Origin of the sequence: Streptomyces sp. NPDC059534 (assembly GCF_042743475.1) — a bacterium.
GTDB lineage: Bacteria > Actinomycetota > Actinomycetes > Streptomycetales > Streptomycetaceae > Streptomyces.
Map to the genome: position 1 here is coordinate 12,495 of NZ_JBHWAQ010000055.1, position 23,146 is coordinate 35,640.

At 70.4% G+C, this 23,146-nt stretch carries 13 protein-coding genes, 1 tRNA gene and 5 pseudogenes; 13 read left to right on the forward strand and 6 right to left on the reverse strand.

Annotation, left to right across the window (positions count from 1 at the left end; genetic code table 11):
• Positions 1-3 precede the first annotated feature (3 nt).
• The 5 genes from ACFVZH_RS36415 to ACFVZH_RS36435 all read left to right on the forward strand — a co-directional run bounded on the left by ACFVZH_RS36415 (position 4) and on the right by ACFVZH_RS36435 (position 7,992).
• A complete protein-coding gene (locus ACFVZH_RS36415; protein WP_384904335.1) occupies positions 4-1,800 on the forward strand; it encodes a JmjC domain-containing protein in 1,797 nt (598 codons plus the stop codon).
• Positions 1,801-1,870: 70 nt separating this feature from the next.
• Entirely contained in the window at positions 1,871-3,439 is a 1,569-nt protein-coding gene (locus ACFVZH_RS36420; protein WP_384904337.1) for a radical SAM protein, read from the forward strand.
• Positions 3,436-4,623, forward strand: a complete 1,188-nt coding sequence (locus ACFVZH_RS36425; RefSeq protein ID WP_384904339.1) for a JmjC domain-containing protein — start codon at positions 3,436-3,438, stop codon at positions 4,621-4,623. Before ACFVZH_RS36420 ends, ACFVZH_RS36425 begins: the two co-directional genes overlap by 4 nt.
• On the forward strand, positions 4,620-7,220 hold the full coding sequence (locus tag ACFVZH_RS36430; RefSeq protein WP_384904341.1) for a YcaO-like family protein: 2,601 nt from the start codon (positions 4,620-4,622) through the stop codon (positions 7,218-7,220). The genes ACFVZH_RS36425 and ACFVZH_RS36430 overlap by 4 nt, the downstream gene beginning before the upstream one ends.
• Positions 7,221-7,239: 19 nt before the next feature.
• The gene (locus ACFVZH_RS36435; protein ID WP_384904343.1) at positions 7,240-7,992 is read left to right on the forward strand and encodes a phytanoyl-CoA dioxygenase family protein; all 753 of its coding nucleotides are present in this window, start codon (positions 7,240-7,242) and stop codon (positions 7,990-7,992) included.
• Positions 7,993-8,711: 719 nt separating this feature from the next.
• Here the strand turns inward: ACFVZH_RS36435 and ACFVZH_RS36440 are convergent.
• Positions 8,712-8,876 (reverse strand): annotated as a pseudogene (locus tag ACFVZH_RS36440) (pirin family protein); the annotation flags it as partial.
• 78 nt (positions 8,877-8,954) lie between these two features.
• Between ACFVZH_RS36440 and ACFVZH_RS36445 the strand changes: the two are divergent.
• Complete coding sequence (locus tag ACFVZH_RS36445) at positions 8,955-9,128, forward strand: hypothetical protein (protein WP_384904344.1); 174 nt, start codon at positions 8,955-8,957, stop codon at positions 9,126-9,128.
• A 475-nt stretch (positions 9,129-9,603) separates the two neighbouring features.
• On the opposite strand, the gene ACFVZH_RS36450 is transcribed toward ACFVZH_RS36445, so the two are convergent.
• Entirely contained in the window at positions 9,604-11,871 is a 2,268-nt protein-coding gene (locus tag ACFVZH_RS36450; RefSeq protein WP_384904346.1) for a Dyp-type peroxidase, read from the reverse strand.
• A gap of 344 nt (positions 11,872-12,215) precedes the next feature.
• On the opposite strand from ACFVZH_RS36450, the gene ACFVZH_RS36455 reads away from it, so the two are divergent.
• Positions 12,216-14,177 carry a galactose oxidase-like domain-containing protein gene (locus ACFVZH_RS36455; protein ID WP_384904348.1) on the forward strand — a complete coding sequence of 654 codons (1,962 nt, stop codon included), beginning with the start codon at positions 12,216-12,218 and terminating at the stop codon, positions 14,175-14,177.
• Between the two features lie 167 nt (positions 14,178-14,344).
• Here the strand turns inward: ACFVZH_RS36455 and ACFVZH_RS36460 are convergent.
• Positions 14,345-14,514 (reverse strand): annotated as a pseudogene (locus ACFVZH_RS36460) (pirin family protein); the annotation flags it as partial.
• A 148-nt stretch (positions 14,515-14,662) separates the two neighbouring features.
• A pseudogene (locus tag ACFVZH_RS36465) lies at positions 14,663-14,848 on the reverse strand (acyl-CoA dehydrogenase); the annotation flags it as partial.
• Between ACFVZH_RS36465 and ACFVZH_RS36470 the strand changes: the two are divergent.
• From ACFVZH_RS36470 to ACFVZH_RS36480, 3 genes and pseudogenes are all read left to right on the forward strand, one after another.
• Complete coding sequence (locus ACFVZH_RS36470) at positions 14,832-15,527, forward strand: hypothetical protein (protein ID WP_384904350.1); 696 nt, start codon at positions 14,832-14,834, stop codon at positions 15,525-15,527. The pseudogene ACFVZH_RS36465 and the gene ACFVZH_RS36470 overlap by 17 nt on opposite strands.
• A 321-nt stretch (positions 15,528-15,848) precedes the next feature.
• Positions 15,849-16,964: pseudogene (locus tag ACFVZH_RS36475) on the forward strand (DNA cytosine methyltransferase); the annotation flags it as partial.
• Between the two features lie 423 nt (positions 16,965-17,387).
• A complete protein-coding gene (locus ACFVZH_RS36480) occupies positions 17,388-17,981 on the forward strand; it encodes a DnaB-like helicase N-terminal domain-containing protein (protein ID WP_384904356.1) in 594 nt (197 codons plus the stop codon).
• Between the two features lie 250 nt (positions 17,982-18,231).
• On the opposite strand, the gene ACFVZH_RS36485 is transcribed toward ACFVZH_RS36480, so the two are convergent.
• On the reverse strand, positions 18,232-19,242 hold the full coding sequence (locus tag ACFVZH_RS36485; RefSeq protein ID WP_384904351.1) for a quinone oxidoreductase family protein: 1,011 nt from the start codon (positions 19,240-19,242) through the stop codon (positions 18,232-18,234).
• 228 nt (positions 19,243-19,470) lie between these two features.
• On the opposite strand from ACFVZH_RS36485, the pseudogene ACFVZH_RS36490 reads away from it, so the two are divergent.
• Positions 19,471-19,700: pseudogene (locus tag ACFVZH_RS36490) on the forward strand (tyrosine-type recombinase/integrase); the annotation flags it as partial.
• A gap of 74 nt (positions 19,701-19,774) precedes the next feature.
• On the forward strand, positions 19,775-20,134 hold the full coding sequence (locus ACFVZH_RS36495) for a DUF6325 family protein (RefSeq protein WP_384904353.1): 360 nt from the start codon (positions 19,775-19,777) through the stop codon (positions 20,132-20,134).
• Positions 20,135-21,233: 1,099 nt separating this feature from the next.
• On the opposite strand, the gene ACFVZH_RS36500 is transcribed toward ACFVZH_RS36495, so the two are convergent.
• Positions 21,234-21,307 (reverse strand) — tRNA-Pro (locus ACFVZH_RS36500).
• A 578-nt stretch (positions 21,308-21,885) separates the two neighbouring features.
• On the opposite strand from ACFVZH_RS36500, the gene ACFVZH_RS36505 reads away from it, so the two are divergent.
• Positions 21,886-23,094 carry an acyl-CoA dehydrogenase family protein gene (locus ACFVZH_RS36505; RefSeq protein ID WP_384904355.1) on the forward strand — a complete coding sequence of 403 codons (1,209 nt, stop codon included), beginning with the start codon at positions 21,886-21,888 and terminating at the stop codon, positions 23,092-23,094.
• The last annotated feature ends 52 nt before the right edge of the window (positions 23,095-23,146 follow it).

Sequence of the window (23,146 nt, forward strand, 5' to 3'; positions counted from 1 at the left end):
CCCATGGACACGGAGAAGCGAGGGCTGGCCACCGTCCTCGGCAGCCTGGACGTCACGTCCTTCCTCCGCCTGAGCTGGGAGCGCGAAGCGCTGCTGCTCCGCGGGGCCGCCGCTCCGCTGGTCGGGCGGCTGTTCACGATCGACGACTTCGAACGGCTGGCCTGCGGCGGGGGCGCCGATCTCAGCGTCGTACAGGAAGGCCGGGCACGGCCGGTCGTCCCCCACCACTCCGACCGGTCTCCGGGGCGGGACGTCCTGACCGCCTACCGCTCCGGCGCCACGTTGCTGCTCTCCCTCCTGGCCCGCCGCTGCTCCCCGGTCGGCGAGCTGTGCCGCGGCATCGAGTTCGACCTGCTGGAGCTCGGCGTTCTCCCCGCCGAGCCTGTGAGTGCCAACGCGTACCTCACTCCGCCGCGCGCGCAGGGCTTCGATCGCCACCACGACGACCATGCGGTGCTCGTCGTCCAACTGCACGGCACCAAGCGGTGGGAGGTCTTCGCCCCCGGGTCGCAGGGCCCGGAAACGCTCGTCTCCGCGACGCTGGAGCCGGGCGACGTCCTGTATGTCCCCCAGGACTTCCCCCACGTCGCACACACGGCTGACGAGGCGTCGCTGCACCTCACGCTCGGCCTGCACACGCTGTCCTGGGCGGACGCCATGGCGGACATGCTGCGCGACCACGAGCCCTTCCGCCGCTCGGTCACCGGACCCGCGGCCCTCGGACCCGCGCTGCCCGACCTCCCGGACCTCGACGTCCCCGCCTATCTGCGGGAGCGCCGCGTACGGTGCATCGTCGGACTCGACCCACTGCCCGGTGGGCAGCTGGTGGCGGGCAGCGCCGCCACCGCGATCGCGCCGGACACCATCGTGCGCAGAGTGCCGCTGATGCCCAGTGAATCCGACAGCGAACACGGGCTCGCGCGACTGATCTTCCCCGGCGGCACCCTGCGCCTCGACGGGCGGCTCCAGCCCGTCGTCGACCACGTGTCGAAGGCGGAGTCCTTCACGCCGAGGGAGCTGCCGGGGGTCGGCCAGCACTACGACGCTGTCGAACTGACCCGGATCCTCGTGCGGCACAACCTCTTTCGGCCGGTCGACAACACGGCGGGACCGGCATCGCCTGTGCTGACCGCGGCCCCCGCAGGGGGCCCGGCCACGGCCTCGGCTCCGGCCTCCCCCACCCGAGCGAAAGAGCCTGTCCTACGGACCCGCGACCTGACCCTGGTCCGTGACGGCGGCCCTTCGGCCGGCCATCACCTGGGCTGGATGCGCCTGCGGGAACGCCTCACCACTGCCGACTGCGACGACCTCGTCGCCGCCTGCCGCGAACTCCCGCTGACGGCACCGACCACCGTGGACGAGGCCGGGCATCCCGGCCATCGGCGAGCGGAGACCCGGTACGTACCGAAGGGGCCACGCACCGAGTGGATCCACCGACTGGTCGATTCCGTGGCGCGGGAGGCCGCGCGGACCGCCTACGGGTTCGATCTGTCAGGCATCACGCGCGCTCCGCAGTACGTCGAGTACCTCCCCGGCAACGGGCACTTCCACCGGCACAACGACTACAGCCACGACCAGGCCGACTCCCCCCGGAAGATCACCGTGATCGTCCAGCTGTCCGACGCGTCCTCGTACGAGGGCGGGGGTTTGCAGATGTTCGGCGTCGATACCGAGGAACTGCCGCGCGAGCGGGGCTCGGTGCTGGTCTTCCCGTCCCTGATCGACCACCGCGTCACGCCGGTCACCCAGGGGCTGCGTCGCGCTCTGGTGGCCTGGGTCGCGGGCCCCCGGCTGCGGTGATCCCGAGATCACCGCCCCGGCCGCCCTCCCTTCTCCCTTCCTTCCCCCATCCGGCCCCCAAGGAGCCACGATGAGCAGCAAGCAGACCCTGCTTACCCTTCGCGCCTGGCAGGGGGGACCGGCACTCTCGGGACCCGACGAGGCACAGCCGTTCCCGCGGTTCGGTGCGCCGGACCGGGCTCCGTACGGCGCCGTCGGTCTGGCGGACCACCCGTCACCCGCCGTCGCCGCCCCCACCGCCACCCCTGCCCCCGCCCCCGCCCGCCGGTCCGCCGACGGCTCCCGCGCGGTCTACGACCTGTCCACGAAGGAGCCGATCCCGTTCGTCTCCTCGCTCGCCCACCACCAGGTCGACGACGCCCACCTCTGGATCGCCGTTCAGGACGGCAAGCTGCTGGTCGCCGACGACGTCGACCACGCGCTGCTCACTCTCCTCGTCGCCGGCACGACGCCCGCCGACGCCGCCCGCGAGCTGCACCGGTCCCACGGGCTCGCCCCGGACGCGGCGACTCAGGCGATGGCCAAGCTTGTCGCGCGGGTCGCACACGCCGGGATGGTGCGCGGGATCCGCGGCCACCACTCGGTCAAGCAGGTACGGCCGCACGTGTTCGCCCGCTTCCATCTGACCAACCGCTGCCAGCTCGAGTGCGTGCACTGCTACACCGGCTCCGGCCCCTTGCTGCCCAAGGACGGCGAACTGACCACCGAACGCTGGATCAGGCTGGTGGAGGACTTCGCGGCGAACGGCGGGGAGAAGCTGCTCCTCACCGGCGGCGAGGCGCTGCTGCACGAGGGCTGCATCCCGGTGATGCGGCGAGCCCACGAACTCGGGCTCGAGGTCACGCTGTTCTCCAACGGCATGGCCGTGCCCAAGCACCTCGGCGACATCGTCCGCTACGCCGACATCGTGCAGATCAGCGTGGACGGGCCCACCGCCGAGTCCCACGACGCGATCCGCGGCCCGCACTCCTTCCGCCGGGCCGTGCGCGCCATCCGTCTCCTGCTCGACGCCGGAGTGCAGACGCGGGTCAGCACGACCGTCATGGCCGCCAACTGGGCAGCCGTGAAAGCGGGACTCCCGGGCTTCACCGAGCAGTGGCGCGACACCGACCTGCGGTTCCGGATCAGTTACGGCGCCATGGCGCACGGCCGGGGCACGGACCTCGACCACGACCTGGACACCGACGAGGTGCGGGCGTGGGTCGACGCGCTGCTCGGCGAGCTGCGCGAGGAGGACGACAAAGTCCACGGGTCCAACATGGTGCAGAAGATCAGCGGTTGCGGATACGCCGAGCAGCTCGTGGTCGCCCCCGACGGGCTCGTGTACCCCTGCCATCTGATGTCCGGTGCGCTCGGCCACGTCGACCAGCTGCCGCTCGGCGAGATCACGACCTACCTCGGGCGCACGGCCGCGGCCTTCGGCGTCGACAACCGGGAGGGCTGCCGCTCCTGCGACCTGCGCAACCTGTGCGGCGGGACCTGCCGTGTGGAGGACGAGAAGCACACCGGCAGCAGACTGGTGACCACCTGTACGCCCGAGGAGAAGCTGCGCAGGCGGCGCTTCCTCGTCCAGCGCTACCGACCGATCCCCCACCCCGCGCCGTCGGTCGGATCCGAGCCGGGGCAGGAGGACGCGTGACGCTCGCCGAGCTGCTCCGCCCGACGGACGCGGCGGCCTTCGTCGACTCGGTACGGAGTCGGGAGCCGCGCCTGTTCCCCGGCGCCGCCTCGAGTGCCCCACCGCTCGACATGGACGGCTTCGAGGCCATGCTCGGCGCCCTGCACCACGCACACGAGGGCGTGCTGCACCTGGCCCGCGGCGGAGACCGCCGACCCTTGCCGCCGACGGTCGTCGACGCGGACGGCATGCTCGACCTGCGACAGGTCCGGCGGCTGTTCGAGGACGGCGAGACGCTCTACCTGACCAAGGCGCACCGGCTCTCGCCGTCGCTGGCCGACCTGTGCCGCGGCATCGAACTCGACCTGGTGGAGCAGGGCGTCGCCCTCCGGGCGCCGGCCGGTGCCCACGTGTTCGCCACACCGGCCGCGGCCCAGGGGTTCGCGCCGCACCGCGACGACCACGGGAGCCTGGTCGTGCAGCTCGACGGGCACAAGACCTGGCGGGTGGAGGAGGGCAACGGCCCGCAGCAGCCGTGCGGGGTCCCGGCGCGGGACTGGGCTCGTATCCCGCAGCGGGAGTTCGCGCTGGAGCCGGGGGACGTGTTGTACGTGCCCGAGTACCGCGGGCACGTGGCCCGGACCGGGACCGCACCGTCCCTGCACCTGACGATCAGGCTCTTCCCCCTGCGCTGGCGGGACGTCCTCGACGAGGTCGTGGCGGGCCTGCCCGGTCTGGACGCGCCGGTCCCGCATGCCCGTACGGCCGATGCCGACGCGCTCGCCGCCGGGCTGGCCGACCTGCTCGGCTCCCCGGGCACCCGTGCGGCGCTGCCGGGCCTGCTCGGCGGACTGTCCGCCCGGCGCACCGCCCGCCGGGTGGTCCTGGCGGACGGCGGGCTCGGCGAGCGCGGCGGCCTGGAGGGGATCGACGAGAAGACGTGGCTGGTGCGCGCACGGGGCACGGACTGCCGCGTGACCACGGACGACGGCTCCGCGACGATCCATTTCCCGGGTGGCGCGGTCCGCGGACCGATCGGTGTGCTGGCCGCGTTCGAGCACGTGGCCGGGGTACGCGTGCTGCGTGCCGTCGACCTGCCCGACGTCCTCGCCCCGGGCGCCGCGGTCGACGTCGTCCGGAAACTGGTGTCCGAGGGGCTGCTGCGCCGCGCGCGACCGGGCGAGATCGACGGGCTCGTACGGTGAGCACACGGCCGGTCGTGTTCCTCGGGCCGTCGATGCCTCTCGCCGAGGCCCGTCTGCTTCTCGACGCCGACTACCGTCGGCCGGTCCGGCGCGGCGACCTCGACGCGTTCCCTGCCGGACAGGTCGTCGGGATCGTCGACGGCGTCTTCGAGCAGTCCCTCGCGGTCAGCCCGGCCGAGGTGCGCTCGGCCGTCGACCGGGGAGTCGTCGTGTACGGCGGCGGCAGCATGGGCGCGTTGCGCGCGGCCGAGGTTCCCGGTGTCATCGGCATCGGGCTGGTCCACGCCTGGTACCGCGACGGTGCCATCAGCCGGGACGACGAGGTCGCGCTGCTGTTCGACGCGGAGACCGCCGCTCCGCTGACCGTGCCCATGGTGAACGTCCGCTACGCGGTCGACCGCCTGCACCGCGGCGGCACCATCGACCGACCCACCGCCGACCGCCTGCTCGCGGCCGCGCTGGAGCTGCCGTACAAGGCGCGCACCTACCGCCGCGTCGTCCGCTCCGCCGGGCTGCTCGATCGCGCAGACGGCGACGACCTCGTCGCCATGCTGGCGGGGCACGACCTCAAGCACCGGGATGCCCAGTCGGTCCTGGAGGCGGTGGGGGCGGCCCGGGTGGCGCCCGTGCCCGGTGGGGCGCCCCGGGTGAACGTGGGGCGGCCGGACGCCGAGCCCGTCGCCACCGGTACGGCTCTGATCTGGGAGAGCGGCGACCGGGTCGACGACGACGAACTGTTCGCCTTCCTCGCCTACACGGGGCGGCTCGAACCGCTGGGCCGTGCCGCCCATCCCGTACCGCCCGAGCTGCTGCCGGCGGTCGACGCCGAGGCCGCCCGGGCCACGTTCCTGTCCGCCGTGCGCCGCTGGGGGTGGCTGAGCACGGAGGAGGCCCGGGTCACGCTCGCGGACCTCGGCATCGACCTGCCGACCCTCAACCGCCGTGCCGAGGCGGAGGCCGTGGCCGATGCCGGGCTGACGGCGTGGGCCAGGGCCGATCGCGAGGTGTTCCGGCGATCGGTGCGCGCCGCGCTGTTCCTGCACGACGCCTCGCTCAAGCGGGAGGTGATGCGGCAGGGCGCGCTGCGCCTGTTCGCCGAGGAGGATCCCCGCCCGGCGGGAGCCGAGGAACTCGCCGAGGCGTGGCAGGTGCTCTGCAAGGCGAACCTGGCCGTCGACCGGGAGGCCCTGCGGCAGCGGTGGGCGCAGTGGGGTCACGGCGACCGCGCCGCGCAGGACGCCTTCGCCGAAGGGCTCGCGCGGGCCCGGCGTCACGTACGGACACTGGCCGCGACGATGGCCGGCGGGGCCCTGCCCGCCGCCGCCCGCCCCGTACCGCACCCTGCCCTGGGGCTGCGCGGTCGGCCGAAACCCCCCGGGGAGCGACGCTTCTGCACCTCTCCGGGGCAGGCGCGCAACCACGCGGAGCGGCTGGCGAAGACCATCGGGATCACCCGGATCGGGATGGTCGGCGAGCTCGGGGACATCGGCGGCCTTCAGATCGCGCAGGCCGCCCGACCCGACGGCCGCTGGTCCAGCACGTACGGAAGCGGCAAGGGGCTCACCGAGGACGGTGCGTACGTCGGCAGCGTCATGGAGGAGTTGGAGAAGTGGGCGCAGGAGCGCTGGGTGCCGCGCGCCGGCGACCTCGTCGAGGGCAGCTACCGCGAGCTGGGCGGCGACGCCGTCGACCCGGCGGGACTGGCCTTGCCGTACGACAGCGGTTACACCCCCGAGCTGCCGCTGACCTGGGTGCGCTGCCCGGACCTCCTCACCGCCCGGACGGTCCTCGTCCCGCTCGATCTGCTGCGGCTCGAACGCGGCCGGGGCGATATCTGCTTCAGTCCGCGCGGGGCACGGAAAGTCATCGCGACCAACGGTCTGGGGTCGGGATTCTCCCTCGAGGAGGCGTTGCTGCACGGGCTGTGCGAGTACCTGGAGCGCCATGCCCAGCGCCTCGCGGAGATCGCCCTGGTGAACCCCGGCGGGACGGGGGCGCCGCCGTTCCGGTTCGTGGACCCCGACACCGCTCCGGACGGGGCGCGCGAGGCGGCGGAGCGGCTGCGCCGGGCCGGGCACGTGGTCCGGGTCCTCGACATCACGTCGGAGGTCAAGGTCCCCACGTTCATGGTGACGGTGTGGCGGGGCCTGGACCGCGCCGAGGGCTACGGCACCCATCCCGATCCCGGGACGGCGGTCGAGATGGCCCTGCTGGAGGCCGCCCAGTCGATCGCCTGCTCGGTGGCGGGAGGTCGCGAGGACCTCACGATCAAGGCCCGCAGCCTCGGCCGCCACGAACGGCCGCGTCCCCTCTCGCACGAGGACGCCTGGTTCTGGCTCGACCCGGACATCATCACGACCCCGCTCCCACGAGGGCTCACCTGTGACGACGTGCTCGACGACCTGCGGTGGACCCTGCGGCGGGTCGCCGACGCCGGTGTCACCCACGTTCCCGTGCTCGACCTTTCCCGCCCGGAGACCGCGCCCGGCCATGTCGTGCGGGTGATCGTCCCCGGCCTGGAGAGCAACAACCCGTTTGCGACCGGAGAGCGCGCCCGGCTGACGCTCCTGCGCGACCTGCTGCCCCGCTGGTCCTGAATTCCGACCGGAGAACGCCATGACGACGACAGAACTCGACCTGCCGCAGGCCGACTCGGCGGTCCGCGCCATCGGCGAGCGCGGTTACCTGCTGGTGGAGAACCTGCTGCCCGAACCGGCCGTCGACCGGATGCGGGAGTCCCTCGAACGGCTGCTGTACGCGGAGAAGCAGCGCAATCTCCACCCCAGCGGACACCAGCGGGTCCTTCATCTGCTGGCGAAGGATCCCGTGTTCCTCGACGCCCTGGTCCACCCCTTCGTCCTCGCCGTGTGGCGGCGCTATCTGGGCGAGGACCTGATCTGCTCGACGTTCAGCGCGAACGCGCTCTGGCCCGGCGCCGTCGAGCAGTACTGGCACGCCGACCACCCCTACTGGACGCTCACCCCGCCGTGGCCTGCCATCCCGCTCGCCGGGCAGTGCATCTGGTTCCTGGACGACTTCACCGTGGAGAACGGCGCCACCGCCGGCATTCCCGGTTCGCACCGGGCGAACCGGCTGCCGGACATGGAGGAGTCGTGGTGCGACGACGGCGAGATCCTCGCCGGTCCCCGCGGGAGCGTGATCCTCGCCGACGGCGCCTGGTGGCACACGTCCCGCCCCAACCGCTCCACGGGGTTGAGGTCCGCCCTGCTCATCACCTACACGCACACCTTCTGCGTGCCGCAGGAGGACATGCGCTCGCAACTGGCCACTCTCACCAACCCGTCCGACCTCGTGGTCGAGCTGCTCGGGGGCAAGCAGTACCAGTCCCGCCGCGACTTCCCGTACTGACCGCCCGACGCCGCACTCGCGAGGCCCTCACCCCCTAGGGCAAAAACGAGTCAGGGGCCGTTTCAGATTGCTCTGAAACGGCCCCTGACCTGCGACTTCGAAAAGTCGGGACGACAGGATTTGAACCTGCGACCCCTTGACCCCCAGGAGTGAGAGTCAAGGGTATTTTCTGGATATAGCGGACCTAATCCGGGCGCAAGTTGTGCGCGGAAGCATGCGCCGTGCACCACCGCGCCTAGCGTGTGGTCCCCAACTGGTCCCCACGAGACCTCTCTTCCCATTGTCCAGCCGAGATCCTGTGCGAGCACCTCAAGCCGTCTCGGGATCGCAACCCCTCCGGCCGCCTGTCGAGGCATCAGTGTTGCCCCGAGCCCCGGTCGTCCCGGAGGACAACCGCCAACCGGCGCACACACTGCTGGCGGCCCGGCCGGTGTGGAGCCGGTGTTGAAGAACGGTTCCGCTCACCGCCGAGACCGGCCTGCCGCCATGCTCTGGGCCGCACCGCCGCAACATCTGACGCCCTACCAGCCGAGTCCGCCAAAGGTCGACATTCAACTGACCGGACATGCCCACACACGAGAGCACCCGGGAAGCTCACCCTCCGGCAGCGCGACCGGAAGGGGCTGCGACACGCACCCCCGCGCAGTTGCGCCGACAGCCCGCAAGGAAGGCTGAGTATCCGTCCACTCCCACATCCGGCCCAGGAGAAAAAAGCCGGGTCAGCGCACGCACCCCCGGGCCTTCAGCGGGGTGGACGGGACCTCCGGGGCGGGCAGCGGGTCGCCGCTGTAGCCCTTGACGTCGCCGCAGCGGTCGCCTGCCATCCAGTCCTCGCGGGCCTTGCGGATCTCCGCGTCGGTGCGGCCGACGAAGTTCCACCACAATGCCCACAGCCGCAAGATTTCCACAGGTCAGCGCCCTGTATACAGGCCAGAGGTCAGCAAAAGGTCAGCATGGACGCCGTGACGTTCCCGGGTCCCTCCAACCGTGGCGCGCAGGGCGCCCGACTCGACGCCGTCTCCGCCCGGCATCCGGAGATCCGTCAGGATCGGGGCCAGGGCGGCGGCGCCGCCCGTCTCGGCGGCGCGGGCGCGCAGAACCCGCAGCCCGTAGCCCGTAGCCGGGGGGAGTGCTGATGCAGGGCCCGGGTGCCGAGGGCTTCGCCTGTTCCGGGCGGAGAGAGGCAGGACAGCCTCGGCGGGACCCGTCCACGTGTGGCCGAAGCGTCGGTGAAGGCCGGACCGTCGGTCTCGGCCGCTATCGGGCGGGGGCGCGCCGAAGAGCGCGTCGGAGACGTCCTCGAACGGCGGAGCTCTGGCTCAAGAAGGTGAGCCGTCCCGGACCGGCCCGGGACCTGGGTGTCCGCGAGGTGCTGACGGTCCCTCGACTGAAGATGCGGGCCACGCTCCGACCGTCCTCACCGAGCGGGCCCGGCGTGTCCGGGGCCGTTTCCGCTTCGGCGCCCGGCTTTGTTCCGCGGCGCCGACCCGGTGCCGCTGCTCGCGCCGGTGGCCCGGGCGGTGTGGGACAACGCGTCCTGCGTTCCCACCACCGCCGCCGGCGCGGCGAGGCGCACCGGGTCCGGCACCCGCTCGGGGGGGGGCGGACCCGTCAGCCCGTCAGGGACCTCCACATCGTCAGCGGTCGGTCCTCGACCGTGACCTGGTCCTCGTGGCCATGACCGTCACGGATCACGATGATCCGGTACTTGTCCTGGTGGAACACCCAGAACAGACTCATGCCGTTGATCCGCTGCATGTCCGGTACCGCGAGGAATTCGTCCACCCGCGTGATCCCGGCCAGCGATCGCCACAGGTCGAGGCCGCGGTCGCCGCGTTCGAGGTTGTCCGAGTGCATCCTGCCGTCGGCAACCGAGATCAGGCGGTAGACCTGACGGTCCATGAAGGTGTGGAACACCCAGTACCAGCTCTTGCCGTCGACCCTCTGCATGTCGGGGACCGGCAGGAAGGCGTCCACCCTCTCGATCCCGTTGAACGAGACCCAGGCGGAGAGCGAGCGGTCCGGGAGGTCGATCGCGGTGGCCTGCTCGGGCGGGATGCCGGACTCGGCGCCATCGGCGATGGAGATCTTCCGGTAGACCTGTCGGCCTTCGGCGGTGTGGAACAGCCAGAACCGGCTGCGGCCGTTGATCCGCTGCTCGTCCGGAACGGGCAGGATCGCGTCGACCTTCTTCACCCCGGCGTAGCACGGCCAGGTCGTCAGCGGCCGGTCGGGGCGCTCGCGGACGTCCGCGTGCTCGTCCCCGTCGGCGATGGAGACGGTCCGGCAGACGGCCTCACCGTCGCTGCCCGTCCCGTACGCCCAGTACCAGCTCTTGCCCTGCTCCCGCTGCCTGTCGGGGATGGGCAGGAAGGCGTCGGTCGGCCGGACGTCGGCGGGCGGCTTGTCGGTGAGCCGGCCGTCACCGAGCAGCCGCAGCAGGGTCAGCGAGGGGACGAAGGCGTAGACGGACCCCTCGGTGACGACGAACTGGCTCAGGCTCAGCTGAGTGGTCTTGCCGGGGGTCTCGTAGCTGACCTTGCCGGCGGCCCCGACCATTCCGTCGGGGCCGGGCTTGTTGGTCCGGTTCGGCGGAAAGTTCGGGCTGTCGATCCACGCCTTCTGGATGAACTCGAACTGCTCCACGAGGTCCGACTGGTAGCAGACGAAGAGCAGACCGCGCTTCTCGTCGGGCCCGCCGGGCCCCTCCGAGGCGGGGTCGAAGGGCGCGCCGTACGGGGCGCCACGGCGGATGATCCGGCGGCGGTCCATCACCGGATTCTCGTCGAACGGCGGATCACCGGGCTTCTCCTGCAGGCCGTCCCGGGGGTTGGTGCAGCGCAGGTGCGAGAAGAGCGGGGTGATGAAGCCCTCAGGGTCGTTGCGGTAGCCGAAGTCGTTGTCGTCGCCGGCCAGCGCGTTGGAGGGCCTGTCGGCGTTGGGGCACGTGGCGACGGGTGTGCCGGAGCGCCACCGGCCGACGAGGCGGGCCGCCAGCCACTCCGAGGTGGCCTCGGGCGGCACCACCTTGGCCTCCTTGAGCACCTTCAGCTGCCCGGCGACCTGGGACCAGAAGCCCGGGACGTCCTGGCCCAGCCGCCGCACCACCTGGAAGGTGCCGTTGTCGGCCCATTCGGGCGTCTCGTGCGGCACGCCGCCGACCCGGTCGTGGCCGACGACGAACTCACCGGGCGGGATCAGCCGGGTGCCGTGATGGCCCTTGACGTACTCGGGCTTGGCGGGGTCCCGCTCGTCGAAGCCGATCACGCCGGGCTCGCTGACGCCGTCCTTGAAGCCGAAGTGCTCCTTGCCCCTCCGGCTTCCGGGCAGTGTGGCGGCATCCTGCTGGAACACGATCACGATCTTGGCCGCGGCGCATGCCTCACGCTGCTGCCTGACCGTCGCCTGGAGGTCCTGGACGGTGTCGGACGCGACGGTGAGCACGGCGTGGACGACCTGCCCCTTGCCGTTGCCGAAGAGCCACATCCCCGGCGAGCTGTCGCCGGTGTCCCCGAGCGCCCGCTTGTCCGAGCCCTCTTTGAACGCCTCCAGGCCGCTGCCGGGCTTGACGGAGGGCAGAGGGTCCTTTCCGGTCAGCTCCCGCAGACCCGCACAGGTGAAGCTCACGTTGATCCAGGTGGCCTTCAGCGTCTTGGGGTCGTCGCCTTCCGATGCCTTCCTGGCTTTGCTGAAGGCGGCGTTGAAGGTCGCCACCTGTCTCGTCGTGGAGATCTGAGGTTCCAGGGCCTTGACCCAGGTACGCGCCCTCGCCGCGTCCTCGAACTTGAGGAAGAGCAGGGTCATCTGGTCCTTCTTGAAGCCGGCGATCACATCGCCCTGGATGTCGTCGCTCTCACGCAGCTTGAGATCGTCCACCATGTTCCCTCCAGAAGATCGACACCTCCACGCCCGATGTCGCGCAGAGTCATCATCGAAGTACGCAGTACTCGTATGCCCTTCCGCGGGCCGACCGGACCGATGAGGCCCCCCGTCACCCGTTTGTTGACCGCAAACACGCTGGTCGGGGGGCGCAAGAGGCGCGGAGGGGCGCTTTCGGCGCGCGGGATCACCCGGCTGCGTGCCTCAGGGCGACAGCCGGTTGATACGTCGAAACACTGAAGCTCGTCACTTTATGTGAACGTGTGGCAGTCCCGGCGCAGCCCGCCCTCCGATGCGTCCCCCAGTCGAACCGCTGCGCCCTCCTCTCTGCAGCAAGGAGTCCCATGTCCCGCAGTAATCCGCCCCTGCCCGCGCGCCGGAGGCTCGCCACGGCGATCTCCGTCTGCGCCGCCACCGCGATGGCCGCGTCCATGGCCCTGGCATCGGCAGGCCCCGTACTGGCCCACACCGGTCACGACGAGGGGGGCGACGCCTTTCCCTACGGCCCCGCCTCCCGGGCGGCGACCGCGCCGGTCACCGTCGACCCGGACGAGGCGGCGACGCTCGGCAAGGAGCACGCCGAGGAGCACGCCCGTACCCGGAAGGCTCTGGCCGATGTCGGCGAGTACCCGCAGACCACCCGTACGGAGCGGCTCAAATCGCTGACCGCCTCCCAGGAGAAGGCCAACGCGTCTTTCGACGCCGCCGAGTTCGGCCGGTTCCAGGAGTACTTCCAGTCGCCGGACTTCGCGGCCCACGTCGCACTGCTGCCCACCGGCAAGGTCCTGCTGTTCTCGTTCGAGCGGATCGAGGTCAACCCGCAGAAGGAGCCCGCCCCCACCGACACGATCGGCAAGCAGAATGCCGGCCGCGCCTGGATCTGGGACCCCGCCAAGGGGACCGGTCCCAACGCGTTCACCGAGAAGAAGCCACCGGTCGTCAACATGCCCGACGGCAAGAACGAACCCCGCCCGGCCCCGTTCTTCTGCGCCGGCCACTCCTTCCTGCCCAACGGCATGCTCGGCGTCTTCGGCGGCAACCTCGGCGGCAACGGAGGCAGCGGCGCCAAGCTGAGCCTGGTCTTCGACCCCTGGGCGGAGGACTGGTACCTCAACAAGGACATGTCCGTCGGCCGTTGGTACCCCAGCGTGGTCACCGGCGCCGACGGACGTCAGGTGATCATGTCCGGTCAGTCGGAGCTCGGCTGGGGCACCCCCACCCCGGTCGTCGAGCGCTTCCCCGACGCGAGCCACCAGGTGCCCTTCGACAAGTCGACCAAGCCGATCGGCTGGGGGGTGGACAAGCTCAAGACCGAGGCCCCGTTCAAGTGGGACTATCCGCACCTGTTCTCGCTGCGCGACGGAAAGATCTACGGACTCGGCCGCTCCGTGGACCAGCAATGGCTCTTCGACACCGCCGCCGACACCAAGACCGAACTGCCGAACCGCCCGGACATCAACAAGGCCAAGCCTGGCCCTGATGGTGGGGAGTGGAGGCGCAACTACGGCTCAGCGGTCCCCCTGCCGGCCGGCTTCAGGGGCCCCGACTCGGTCCTGGTCCTCGGCGGCGACCGCAACGACCCGAACACCTACCGTCTGTCCGGCGGCAAGTGGAACACCGAGAAGCCCCGCGCCTTCGGCCGCACCCAGGACGACACCCTGCTCCTGCCGAACGGCAATCTGCTCACTGTCAACGGCGCCTTCGACATCCGCGACTACGGCAACGGACCGTACAACCCCAACGCCGACCTGAAGTACCGCCAGGTCGAACTGCGCGACGAGAACGGCGACTGGAAGCTCGGCCCCGTCCAGCGGCTGCCGCGTGGCTACCACTCCAACGGCGTGGTCCTCCCGGACGGCCGCGTCATGATCACGGGCGACGAACTCCAGCAGCTCGCCAACGACCCCGACATCAACGACAACAACAACGGCAGCATCGAGATCTACGAGCCGGCCTACCTCCACCAGGGCAGCCGCCCCTCGCTCGGTCTGGTCTTCAACCCGAGCGTCGGCTACAACGAGAAGATCACGGTGAGCACCAGCACACCCAACGACGTCACCCGCGCCGTGTTGCTGGCCCCGACCACCGCGACCCACTCGATCAACACCAGCCAGCGTCACCTCGAACTGCGCATCAAGAGCCGCGGCGGCAACTTCCTGGAGCTTCAGGCCCCGCCGACCGCCGCCGCGGCCCCGCCCGGCTACTACATGCTCTTCCTCCTCAACGAGGAGGGCGCACCGAGCAAGGCCGGCTGGGTCCAGCTCAAGCCCCCGGCGACCGCCGCCAAGGTGAAGGCGGGCGACTGACACCTGCCGTCTCTCCGGAACGAGCCCCCAGCCCTGTCATGGGGCACGGCTGGGGGCTCGCCCCGGCGCCGTCGGTCCGCCCCGGTGGCAGGTTCCATCGGGGGCAGCCAGGGGCCTGGTCCGGCGTCCCTGCTCCAGCCATCGACAAGGAGGTGAGAAAGCCCAGGTCAGCGCACCCGCCCCCGGGCCTTCAGCTGGTCGCAGGGACCTCCGGGGCATCCAGGCGGTCCCCGTCGTAGCCCTTCACCTCGCCGAAGCGGTCGCCGCGCATCCAGTCCTCGCGCGCCACGCGGATCTCCTCGTCCGTGCGACCCACGAAATTCCACCACATGACGATCGACGCACATCACCGCAGGTCAGCGGCCTGAAAGCCTCGGAGGTCAGCAAAAGTCGGCATCAGCAGCAGGAGCCTGCTGATGCCGATCGCCTTCATATGACAATGACGTGGGGAACTCGGTAGGCGGCATCGTGGCCGCAGTCTCCGAGTTCGCGACGGGTACCCGCACGCCGGTGAAGATCAGCTCGGCATGGCCGCCGTGATCGTGGTCGTCGTAGCCGAAGACCTCCATGCCGCGCACGATCTCCAGACCTGGGGTGTCGCGGGGCACGAGGATCATCGACTGCTGGCGGTGCCGGTCGGCGGCGGGGTCGGTCTTGCCCATCACGATGACGATCCGGGCGGGCGGCGCGCTTCACCAGACCTCACTCCGTGCCGCCGGGCTGTTGGCCAAAGCCGCCCTGAGCAACGCGACGACCACCGTCGACGGCCTCGACGCCGTCTCACTCCTCCGTCGCCTGGCCGAGGCCATAACCTCCGCCGCGCTGCGGACGGCCGACAGCATCTCCGCTCTCGCCCACGGCGACACAACTACATCCGATCACCTGCTGGAGCAGGCACGAGTCCACCTGCACCGTGCACCGGTGACCTGCCAGGAAGTCGGCTCTGCACTACTCCGGCACGACGGATACCTCTACGCCCAGGCGCGCGCCGCACGGGAGAACCTCGGTCCGAGCAGCGGCGCGGTCAAGGTCAGCGAGGCCCAGCGGAAGGCTCTCGCCTCGCTTGCGCGGGGGGACGGCGTATTCCGTGATGCCCGCCGCAGCGTCCGTGAGCTGGAAAGTCCCCTCAACGCCTCCGTACGGACCGCCACCATCGATGCGCTCGCCGCCAAGGAGTTGCTGACCCTCACCCCGCTCACGGGCCAGGAGGGCCGGTCCGCCATCCGGCTCACCTCCGAAGGCATCCAGGCGCTCCTCGCCGCCCCTCCCCCGAAGCCCGGCCGCCCCGCCATCGCGACGTCGCTGCCGATCAGGTCGAGGACGGCTGCCCGGACGAGCGCTCGGCGGTGACGCCACACCGAGGCGGTCGCCCGGGTCCGCTCCACTGCCACCCTCGGCGCCCGGCGAAAACACCCCCGCCCTTCCCGTGTCTCAGCCATACCGGTCACCCCGCGGGCCCGCGTCGCCGATGCCCCCGACGATCTAGCACAAGGACATCCCTATTACCGCCACGCCCCAGTTCCGTGCCGTCTCTCTCGGTGCAGAGATTCAGTCCAACACCATGCTTGCCCGCCCCGCCGAGCAACTGGAGCGGGGTGTCGACAACGGCTGCTCCCCCTGGACCTTTCGCAATGAAGTCAAGCCGGTCCAGGACGACTTCGGGCGCACGACATGAAGAACGTTGTCCTGGACCTGTTCGCGGGCCCGGGCGGCTGGAGCCATCCCTTGCGCGTCCTCGGCGTCCGGGATATCGGCCTGGAATGGGACGAGCGGGCCTGCCGGACCCGCGCCGCAGCCGGCCTGCTGACGATCCGTACCGACGTCGCCGCCTACCCGGTGTGGCCGTTCGCAGGCCGGACCCACGGGTTCATCGCGTCCCCGCCCTGCCAGGCGTACTCCATGGCCGGCAAGCGCCTCGGCCTGCTCGACAAGCCCCTCGTCCATCAGGCCGTCGCCGACCTCGCCGCCGGACGGGACACCCGCGAGAAGCTCCTGGCCGCCTGCCGCGACCGGCGTTCCCTGCTCGCGGCGGAGCCGATGCGCTACCTCCACGCTCTGAACTCGGTCGGGGAGCCGGAGTGGATCGCGATGGAGGAGGTACCCGACGTCCTGCCGCTGTGGAAACAGTACGCGGCGATCCTGCGCTCCTGGGGGTTCTCCGTCTGGTGCGGGATGCTCAATTCAGCGGACTTCGGTGTCCCGCAGACCCGTAAGCGGGCGATCCTGCTCGCCTCCCGCGTCCGCACCGCCGAGCCGCCTCCGCCGACGCATGCCCGGCAAGCCGAGCCGGAGTCGTTGTTCGGGCCGGGCCGCAAGCGGTGGGTCTCCATGGCCGAGGCCCTCGGCTGGGGCGCCACCGACCGTCCCGTCCCCACCGTCTGCGCCGGCGGAGGCCCGGGCGGCGGCGCCGAGCCTTTCCCTTCCGGCGCCCGCAAGGCCCTCTCCGACGCCCGAGAACGAGGCGCCTGGGCACCCCGAGCGGACGTTGTCGAGGTGCGGTCCCGGAGGGAGGAATCTGGCTGGACCACTCGGCGCGGCACGCGCGAGGACCGGCCCGCCGATGCCCTAGCGCCAACGTTCCCCGCCCAGGCGCACCGCTGGTCGTGGTCGCTGCGGAGCAACAACCAGACCAATGCAACCGTCCGTTCGATCGACGAACCAGCCGGGACCCTCTTCTTCGGGCACCGAGTGAACGAATGCACGTGGGTCGCAGCCCCCTCGCCCGGCACATTGGGCGGCGACGAGTCGGCCGCTCCGGAGCCGATCCGGATCACCGCCGCCGAGGCCGATGCGTTCTCCAACGCCTCGCACGGAGAGCTGTTCTCCGCGATGCTTCGCGTGCCGACCCCCGATCCTGTGTGTCACCAGGCCGGTCCGTTCTGGGTGAACGCGGTCCTGGAGGCGGCGCTACCGAACGCTCCGGGCCTGACCGTCTCTTACCTGCACACACTCATCTCGGCCTGTCCTCATGCCAGGCACGCGCCCGCGTACTCCGCGACAGTCCGGGCCGAGCACGCCCGCCGAACCATCCGCCAGCATTCCGAGCGCCTCGCGCGGGCCTCGGCCGACATAGCCCTGCCGGACCGGGCAGCGGCCGTCCTCGCGCGGGCGGACGCGCTCGCAAGGCACTTGGACGAGCTCTCCGGGCGCTTCCCCGCCCACCCCGGTTCCCTGCCCCGCACCACCGTTCCGCCGACACCGGCGGGTGGCATGGACGAGGAAGTCCTGGATGAGGAACGGATGCTGCTCGCGAGCGCCGCAGTGTGGCCGTCGGCCATCAAGGAGATGCGCTGGCTGACCGCCAACGACTTCACCCTGTCGGCTCACGGCGCGCTCTGGCAGGGCCTGAACTCCCTGTCCCATCGCAGTGATCCGATCGACCCGATCACCGTGCTGCGGGAAGCACAGCACCGTGGGCTCCTTGCCTCAGGGCTCGCGCCGGACGAGGTGGTCACGCTCATGTCCGCGCCTGCGGGCTCCCCGGAGCACTGGGGCAGGAAGGTCATCGAGCGGGCCCTGCTCGCGCGGGCCGGTGAGGTCGCCTGCCGAATCAACACCTACACCGACGACCCAACAACCACCGTCCACCAGCTGATCACCGGCAGCCGCCGCGCGCTCGCCGACCTGACTGCGATACGGACCCGCTGGCACCGGGCCACCGCCTCGCTTACCGCCCTGGCACCGGAGGCCGGAGCTGGGGTGTCCACCCGGGCCGGACCGCACCGCCCGAGCACAACCGCCGCTGCCGTCCGCCCCCTGCCTCCGCCAGCCGGACGTCCGCAGACAGGAGCGCACCATCGCTGACTCTGCGGAGATGGAGACCCTTCGAGAGGGACTGTGGCAGACCTAGGTGTTCTGTCCCGGGAGGTTGTGGACGGGTGAGCCAGGTCTCGGCTGAGGGATCTTGAAGGGGTGTGACCCAGATACGCCAGAAACCCGCCAGAACTTGATCTTGGCCTGCTGAGTGCCTGACGCTGTCGGGGATCTTGGCGATGACGGTCGGCCATGCCCTCGACATCTCAGTCTCCAAGATCCCCGACCTCGTCACCCGCGATCAGCTCTGCGTCTCCTCGCGGCGTCCAATAGCGGCCGCATCGGGTACGACGAGCAGCTTGCCGGTGGTACGCCGAGCCTCCAGATCGCTGTGGGCCTGGGCGGCCTCGGACAATGCGTAGCGGCCCGTTACGGTGACCTCAAGCGCCTTGGAGCGCACCCACTCGAACACATCGGCGGCCCGTCGGAGCAGTTCGGACCGATCGGCGATGAAGTGCCCGAGGCTGGGCCGGATCAGGGTCAGCGAACCGCCGTGGGCGAGCCGAATCGGATCAAACGGCGGCACGGCACCACTTGCCGCGCCGAAGAGCACGAGATGGCCGCGGGTTCGCAGGCTGGCGAGGCTCGCATCGAAGGTGTGCGCGCCGACGCCGTCGAAGACAACCGGCAGTCCCTGACCGCCGTTGAGCCGCCTCACCTCGGCTGCGAGATCGTCGACTGCGGAGGAAAGGATCACCTCAGCGGCCCCGGCGCGCTTCGCCAGCTCGGCCTTCGCCGTGGTCGACGTCGTGCCGATCACCCTGCCGCCGAGATGGGTGATGAGCTGGGTCAAAAGCAGCCCCATGCCACCAGCAGCCGCATGCACGAGCACCGTGTCGCCCCCCTGAACCGGGTAGGCGTCCTTGACGAGATAGTGCGCGGTCATGCCTTGGAGGAGCACGGCGGCGGCTGTCTCGAAGCCGATATCGTCGGGCAGCGGCACCAGCCGGGAGGAGTCCACGACGGCCCGCTCGGCATACGTGCCGGGAATCTCCACCCACCCGACCCGGTCCCCGACTGCGACGTCAGCGACGCCGGGTCCAACTTCGACGACCGTGCCGGCGCCCTCAGCGCCCGGGGTGAAGGGCAGCGGGAGGCTGTACCGGCCTTCGCGGTGGTAGACGTCGAGGAAGTTGACCCCGGATGCGGCGACCTCCACGATCGCCTCGCCCGGACCCGGCCGCGGCTGGTCCACCTTGGCCTCCTGCAGCACCTCGGGACCGCCCACTTCGTACACCTGAATCGCTCGCATGGCCCTCCAATAACGGCTCATCCCCCACCAACCCCGTTGATGGCGATCCGATTCCCGGCAAGCAGACCAGCCCGCCGCCCCCGCCGAGAGCTGAGGCGCCTGCTTTGCACCCGGGTCTGGGATACGACGTCTGCACCTGACCGAAAGGCCCTCGTGCCCCACCGTAATGCACCCCTGACCGAGACCGGCCGACTGCGTCTGGCCCGCTGTGTGGTCGAGGACGGCTGGCCCCTGCGCCGCCACGACCTCCGTCACACCGGACTCACCTGGTTCGCCGACGCCGGGGTCCAGGTGCACGTCCCCGCAAGATCGCCGGCCATGGCTCGCTGACCACCACCCAGCGATACCTGCACCCCGACGTGCACAAGATCACCGCCGCCGGCGCCGCACTCTCGGCACACCTCAGCGTGCTCCGCGCACCCCGGTCCCTGCCGAGCCCGATCGTGGTCGCCCGCTGACCGGTCAAGGCGAGTTGGTCCCCAAGTGGTCCCCACGGACCTCTTCCCCTTGTCCAGGCGACTTCACCGGCGAGATGGCCGAAGAGCTCGACAAGCTGGTCGCCTCGGGGACCATCCGGGTCCTGGACCTGATCATCCTGACGAAGGGGGCAGACGGCGAGATCGACGTCATGGAGGTCGATGCCCCAGACAGCGTCGGCGAACTGCGCGCCGCGGAGGCGCAGCTGGCCGGCCTGCTCGCGGAAGAGGACGTGGTCAACCTGGCCACAGCCATGGAGCCCGGCACGACAGCCGGAGTGCTGGTCTGGGAGAACGTGTGGGCGGGGCCCTTTGCCTCCGCCGCCCGCCGCGCGGGAGGCCAGCTCATCGCCAACGGACGCATTCCGATCCAGGCCATCCTGGCCTCGATCGAAGCCGACGAAGAAGGAGAATGAGATGCCTCTCGGACCCATGCGCAGAGGACGACGCGGGGTCATCGACCGCCCCGTCGTTCGCACAGCGGCTGTGGCGGGCACCGCAGCTGTCGTCGCCCACGGGGTCGGTCGCCGCAGTGACCGGCGCGAGGACCGCCGCGAGGACCGCCGCGATGACCGCAGCGATGACCGTGAAGACCGCCGGGACGACCGCAGGGACCGGCGCTGATCCGAGCTCGTGGACGCGGTCGCCAGGTCGAACTGGAGAGACGAGGGGTCTCTCCCGCGAGCGAACTTCTCCAGACGGCACCCGATCACTCCACCTGAGATCGGTGCAGTGAGCCGGGATGCAACGGCTTGCAACTCCTCCGATACCGTCCGAAGACGGTAGGCCATGAGGGGGCGGACTGCGTACCCCGTTCATCCAGGTCTGACGTGCTGTAGCGAGACGTCCACCGGTGAAGCAGTTCCGTGGCGAAGCCGAAGTTCTGGTGTGACAGGGTCCCCAAACGCCCGGTGGGCACCTGGCGCGGACTACCTCTGGTCCTACACACAGCGAGTGGACATCTCATGCGATCGCTCAGTCCGAGCGGGGCGTCGGCTGCTGTGCAGGATTCAGCCCTTCCACCCCAGGAGCCGGAGCTGGCAGACCCGGAGCGGTCCCGTCGGCGGGTCATGCTCCTGCTCGCGTAGCACTACGGGGACTGCCCCGACTGGCCGCTCTTCCGTCATGAGCTGGAGTCTGTGCTTCCGTGGAGTTCGACGACTGCGTCAAGACCATCGGTGAGGACGAGCCGCTGGCCGCACGGCCGCTTCCTCGGCAGGATCCCCTTCGAGGCTGCTCAGGGCGTCTACGGCCGATCCTTGGTTATGGTGCTCATGCTGCCCGAGCGGTACGCCGCGGTCGGGCAGATGACGCAGCGCATCTTCGAGGCGGTGCTCGCCGGCCGCTGGCGCCGCCCTCTCCGCACACCTCAGCGTGCCCCGGCCCCTGCCGAGCCCGATCGTGGTCGCCCGCTGACGCGGTCAAGGCGAGTTGGTCCCCAACTGGTCCCCAAAAACGAGTCAGAGGCCGTTTCAGATTGCTCTGAAACGGCCTCTGACCTGCGACTCTTTCGAGTCGGGACGACAGGATTTGAACCTGCGACCCCTTGACCCCCAGTCAAGTGCGCTACCAAGCTGCGCCACGTCCCGTTGCCCGTCTGACCTGGGGTTTCCCTTGGTCGAACGCGCATGAGAACAATACCGCACTTTCCCGGGTGGTCACGAACACCTTTCGCGGCGCGGGGCGGGGCGCGCGTGGGGGGCCCTTGCTCACTCTCCGTGACACGCCGGCACGCCGGGAGATGCGCCCGCACGCCCCCGTCGCGGGCTCGAAAGAGGGGTCGCGGAGGTCCGAGGGGCTCTTCACCTGGGCAGGAGGAGAGGGGGAAGGGATCCGGAATGCCGCCTCTCTGGTGATGAAGGGGCCCATGTGGTGAAGCAGGGGGGCTCGGGGCCATATGCCCGGGAGTTCGTTGCCGTTGGCATGTGGCAGAAAGATGCCCACGGGGAAGGGACCCCGGATCGGACCGAGCAGGCCAAGAGCACGCGAAACACAGTCAGAAACAAACGTCAACCGTTCCGGTTTCGGCCAAATATCGTGGCGATATTGCTCCGTCCCGGAAAGATCAACACCATGAAGTGGTCGGCCTGTTCGGGACGGGACCACTGCCGATGTACCACCTGACTGGTCGACCCCACCGGTCAGGCGTTTCGCGGGAGGGACTCGGATGGACAGCTACTTCAGCAGCCGACTGCATCATCAGCTCAGGGAGACGGTCCGCGATTTCGCTGAGCGTGAGGTTCGGCCACGGATAGCCGAGATGGAGGCGTCCCGCACGGTCCACCACGAGCTCTCGCGGCTCATCGCCGAGCAGGGCTGGCTGGGCGCGACGATCAGCCAGGAATACGGTGGTATGGGAGCCGGCCACCTGGCCAAGACGATCATCATCGAGGAGCTCTCCCGGGTCAGCGGCGCCATGGGCGCCATGGTCCAGGCTTCTCAGCTGGGCACGGCGAAGATCGTCCACTTCGGCAGCGACGAGCAGCGCAAGACCTGGCTGCCGATGGTCGCCGCCGGCGAGTGCCTGCCGACCATCGCGGTCACCGAGCCCGAGTCCGGTGGTCACGTCCTCGGCATGAGCGCCAGCGCGGTCCGGGACGGCGACGACTACATCCTCAACGGCAGCAAGGTCTTCGTCGGCAACAGCCACGTCGGCGATCTGCACGGCGTCGTCGTCAGGACCGGTCCCGGATCGAAGGGACTCACCGCTTTCCTGGTCGAATCCGATCGCCCGGGGTTCAGGACCGGTCCGCAGAAGGAAGCGATGGGCCTGCACGGGTTCAGCTTCGGCGAGCTGATCTTCGAGAACTGCCGGGTTCCGGCCGGCAATCGCCTCGGCGACGAGGGCGACGGCCTCTCCGTCGCGTACTCCTCCAGCGTGCTGTACGGGCGGGCCAACCTCACGGCCGTCTCGCTCGGCATCCACCAGGCGATCCTGGAGGAGACCACCCGGTTCGCCTCCGAGCGGATCCGCTACGGCAAGCCGCTCCACGACCTCCCGACGGTCAAGCTCAAGCTGGGCCAGATGCAGTCCCGGCTGATGACCGCCCGGCTGGCCGCGTACCACTCGGTACACCTGCTCGACCAGGGCCTTTCCTGCGACGCCGAGCTGATGAACGCCAAGCTCGTCAACGTCGAGGCGGCGATCGACTCCGGCCGCAACGCCATGGAGATCCACGCCGCGGCGGGCCTCTTCACCGACCGGGCCATCGAGCGGTACCTCCGGGACGCGCACCACATCTTCGCCCCGGCCGGCACCTCCGACATCCAGCTCCTGCGGCTGGCCGAGGTCGCCCTCGGCCAGGACAAGGGCAGCTGGTCCGAGCGGCTCTCCGAGCTGGTCCGGACCCAGGACCTGGAGCCGGTGCACGCCTGAGGCAAGGAACCCGGGAGACGCCGGAGCCCCGGTGCGGCGATCGCCGCACCGG

Excerpts from the sequence above, each read along its gene's own strand:
- ACFVZH_RS36485 (WP_384904351.1), bottom strand. The coding sequence starts at position 19,242 with ATGCGAGCGATTCAGGTGTACGAAGTGGGCGGTCCCGAGGTGCTGCAG.
- ACFVZH_RS36505 (WP_384904355.1), top strand. The coding sequence starts at position 21,886 with ATGGACAGCTACTTCAGCAGCCGACTGCATCATCAGCTCAGGGAGACG.
- ACFVZH_RS36435 (WP_384904343.1), top strand. The coding sequence starts at position 7,240 with ATGACGACGACAGAACTCGACCTGCCGCAGGCCGACTCGGCGGTCCGC.
- ACFVZH_RS36450 (WP_384904346.1), bottom strand. The coding sequence starts at position 11,871 with ATGGTGGACGATCTCAAGCTGCGTGAGAGCGACGACATCCAGGGCGAT.
- ACFVZH_RS36495 (WP_384904353.1), top strand. The coding sequence starts at position 19,775 with ATGGCCGAAGAGCTCGACAAGCTGGTCGCCTCGGGGACCATCCGGGTC.
- ACFVZH_RS36420 (WP_384904337.1), top strand. The coding sequence starts at position 1,871 with ATGAGCAGCAAGCAGACCCTGCTTACCCTTCGCGCCTGGCAGGGGGGA.
- ACFVZH_RS36455 (WP_384904348.1), top strand. The coding sequence starts at position 12,216 with ATGTCCCGCAGTAATCCGCCCCTGCCCGCGCGCCGGAGGCTCGCCACG.
- ACFVZH_RS36415 (WP_384904335.1), top strand. The coding sequence starts at position 4 with ATGGACACGGAGAAGCGAGGGCTGGCCACCGTCCTCGGCAGCCTGGAC.
- ACFVZH_RS36480 (WP_384904356.1), top strand. The coding sequence starts at position 17,388 with ATGGACGAGGAAGTCCTGGATGAGGAACGGATGCTGCTCGCGAGCGCC.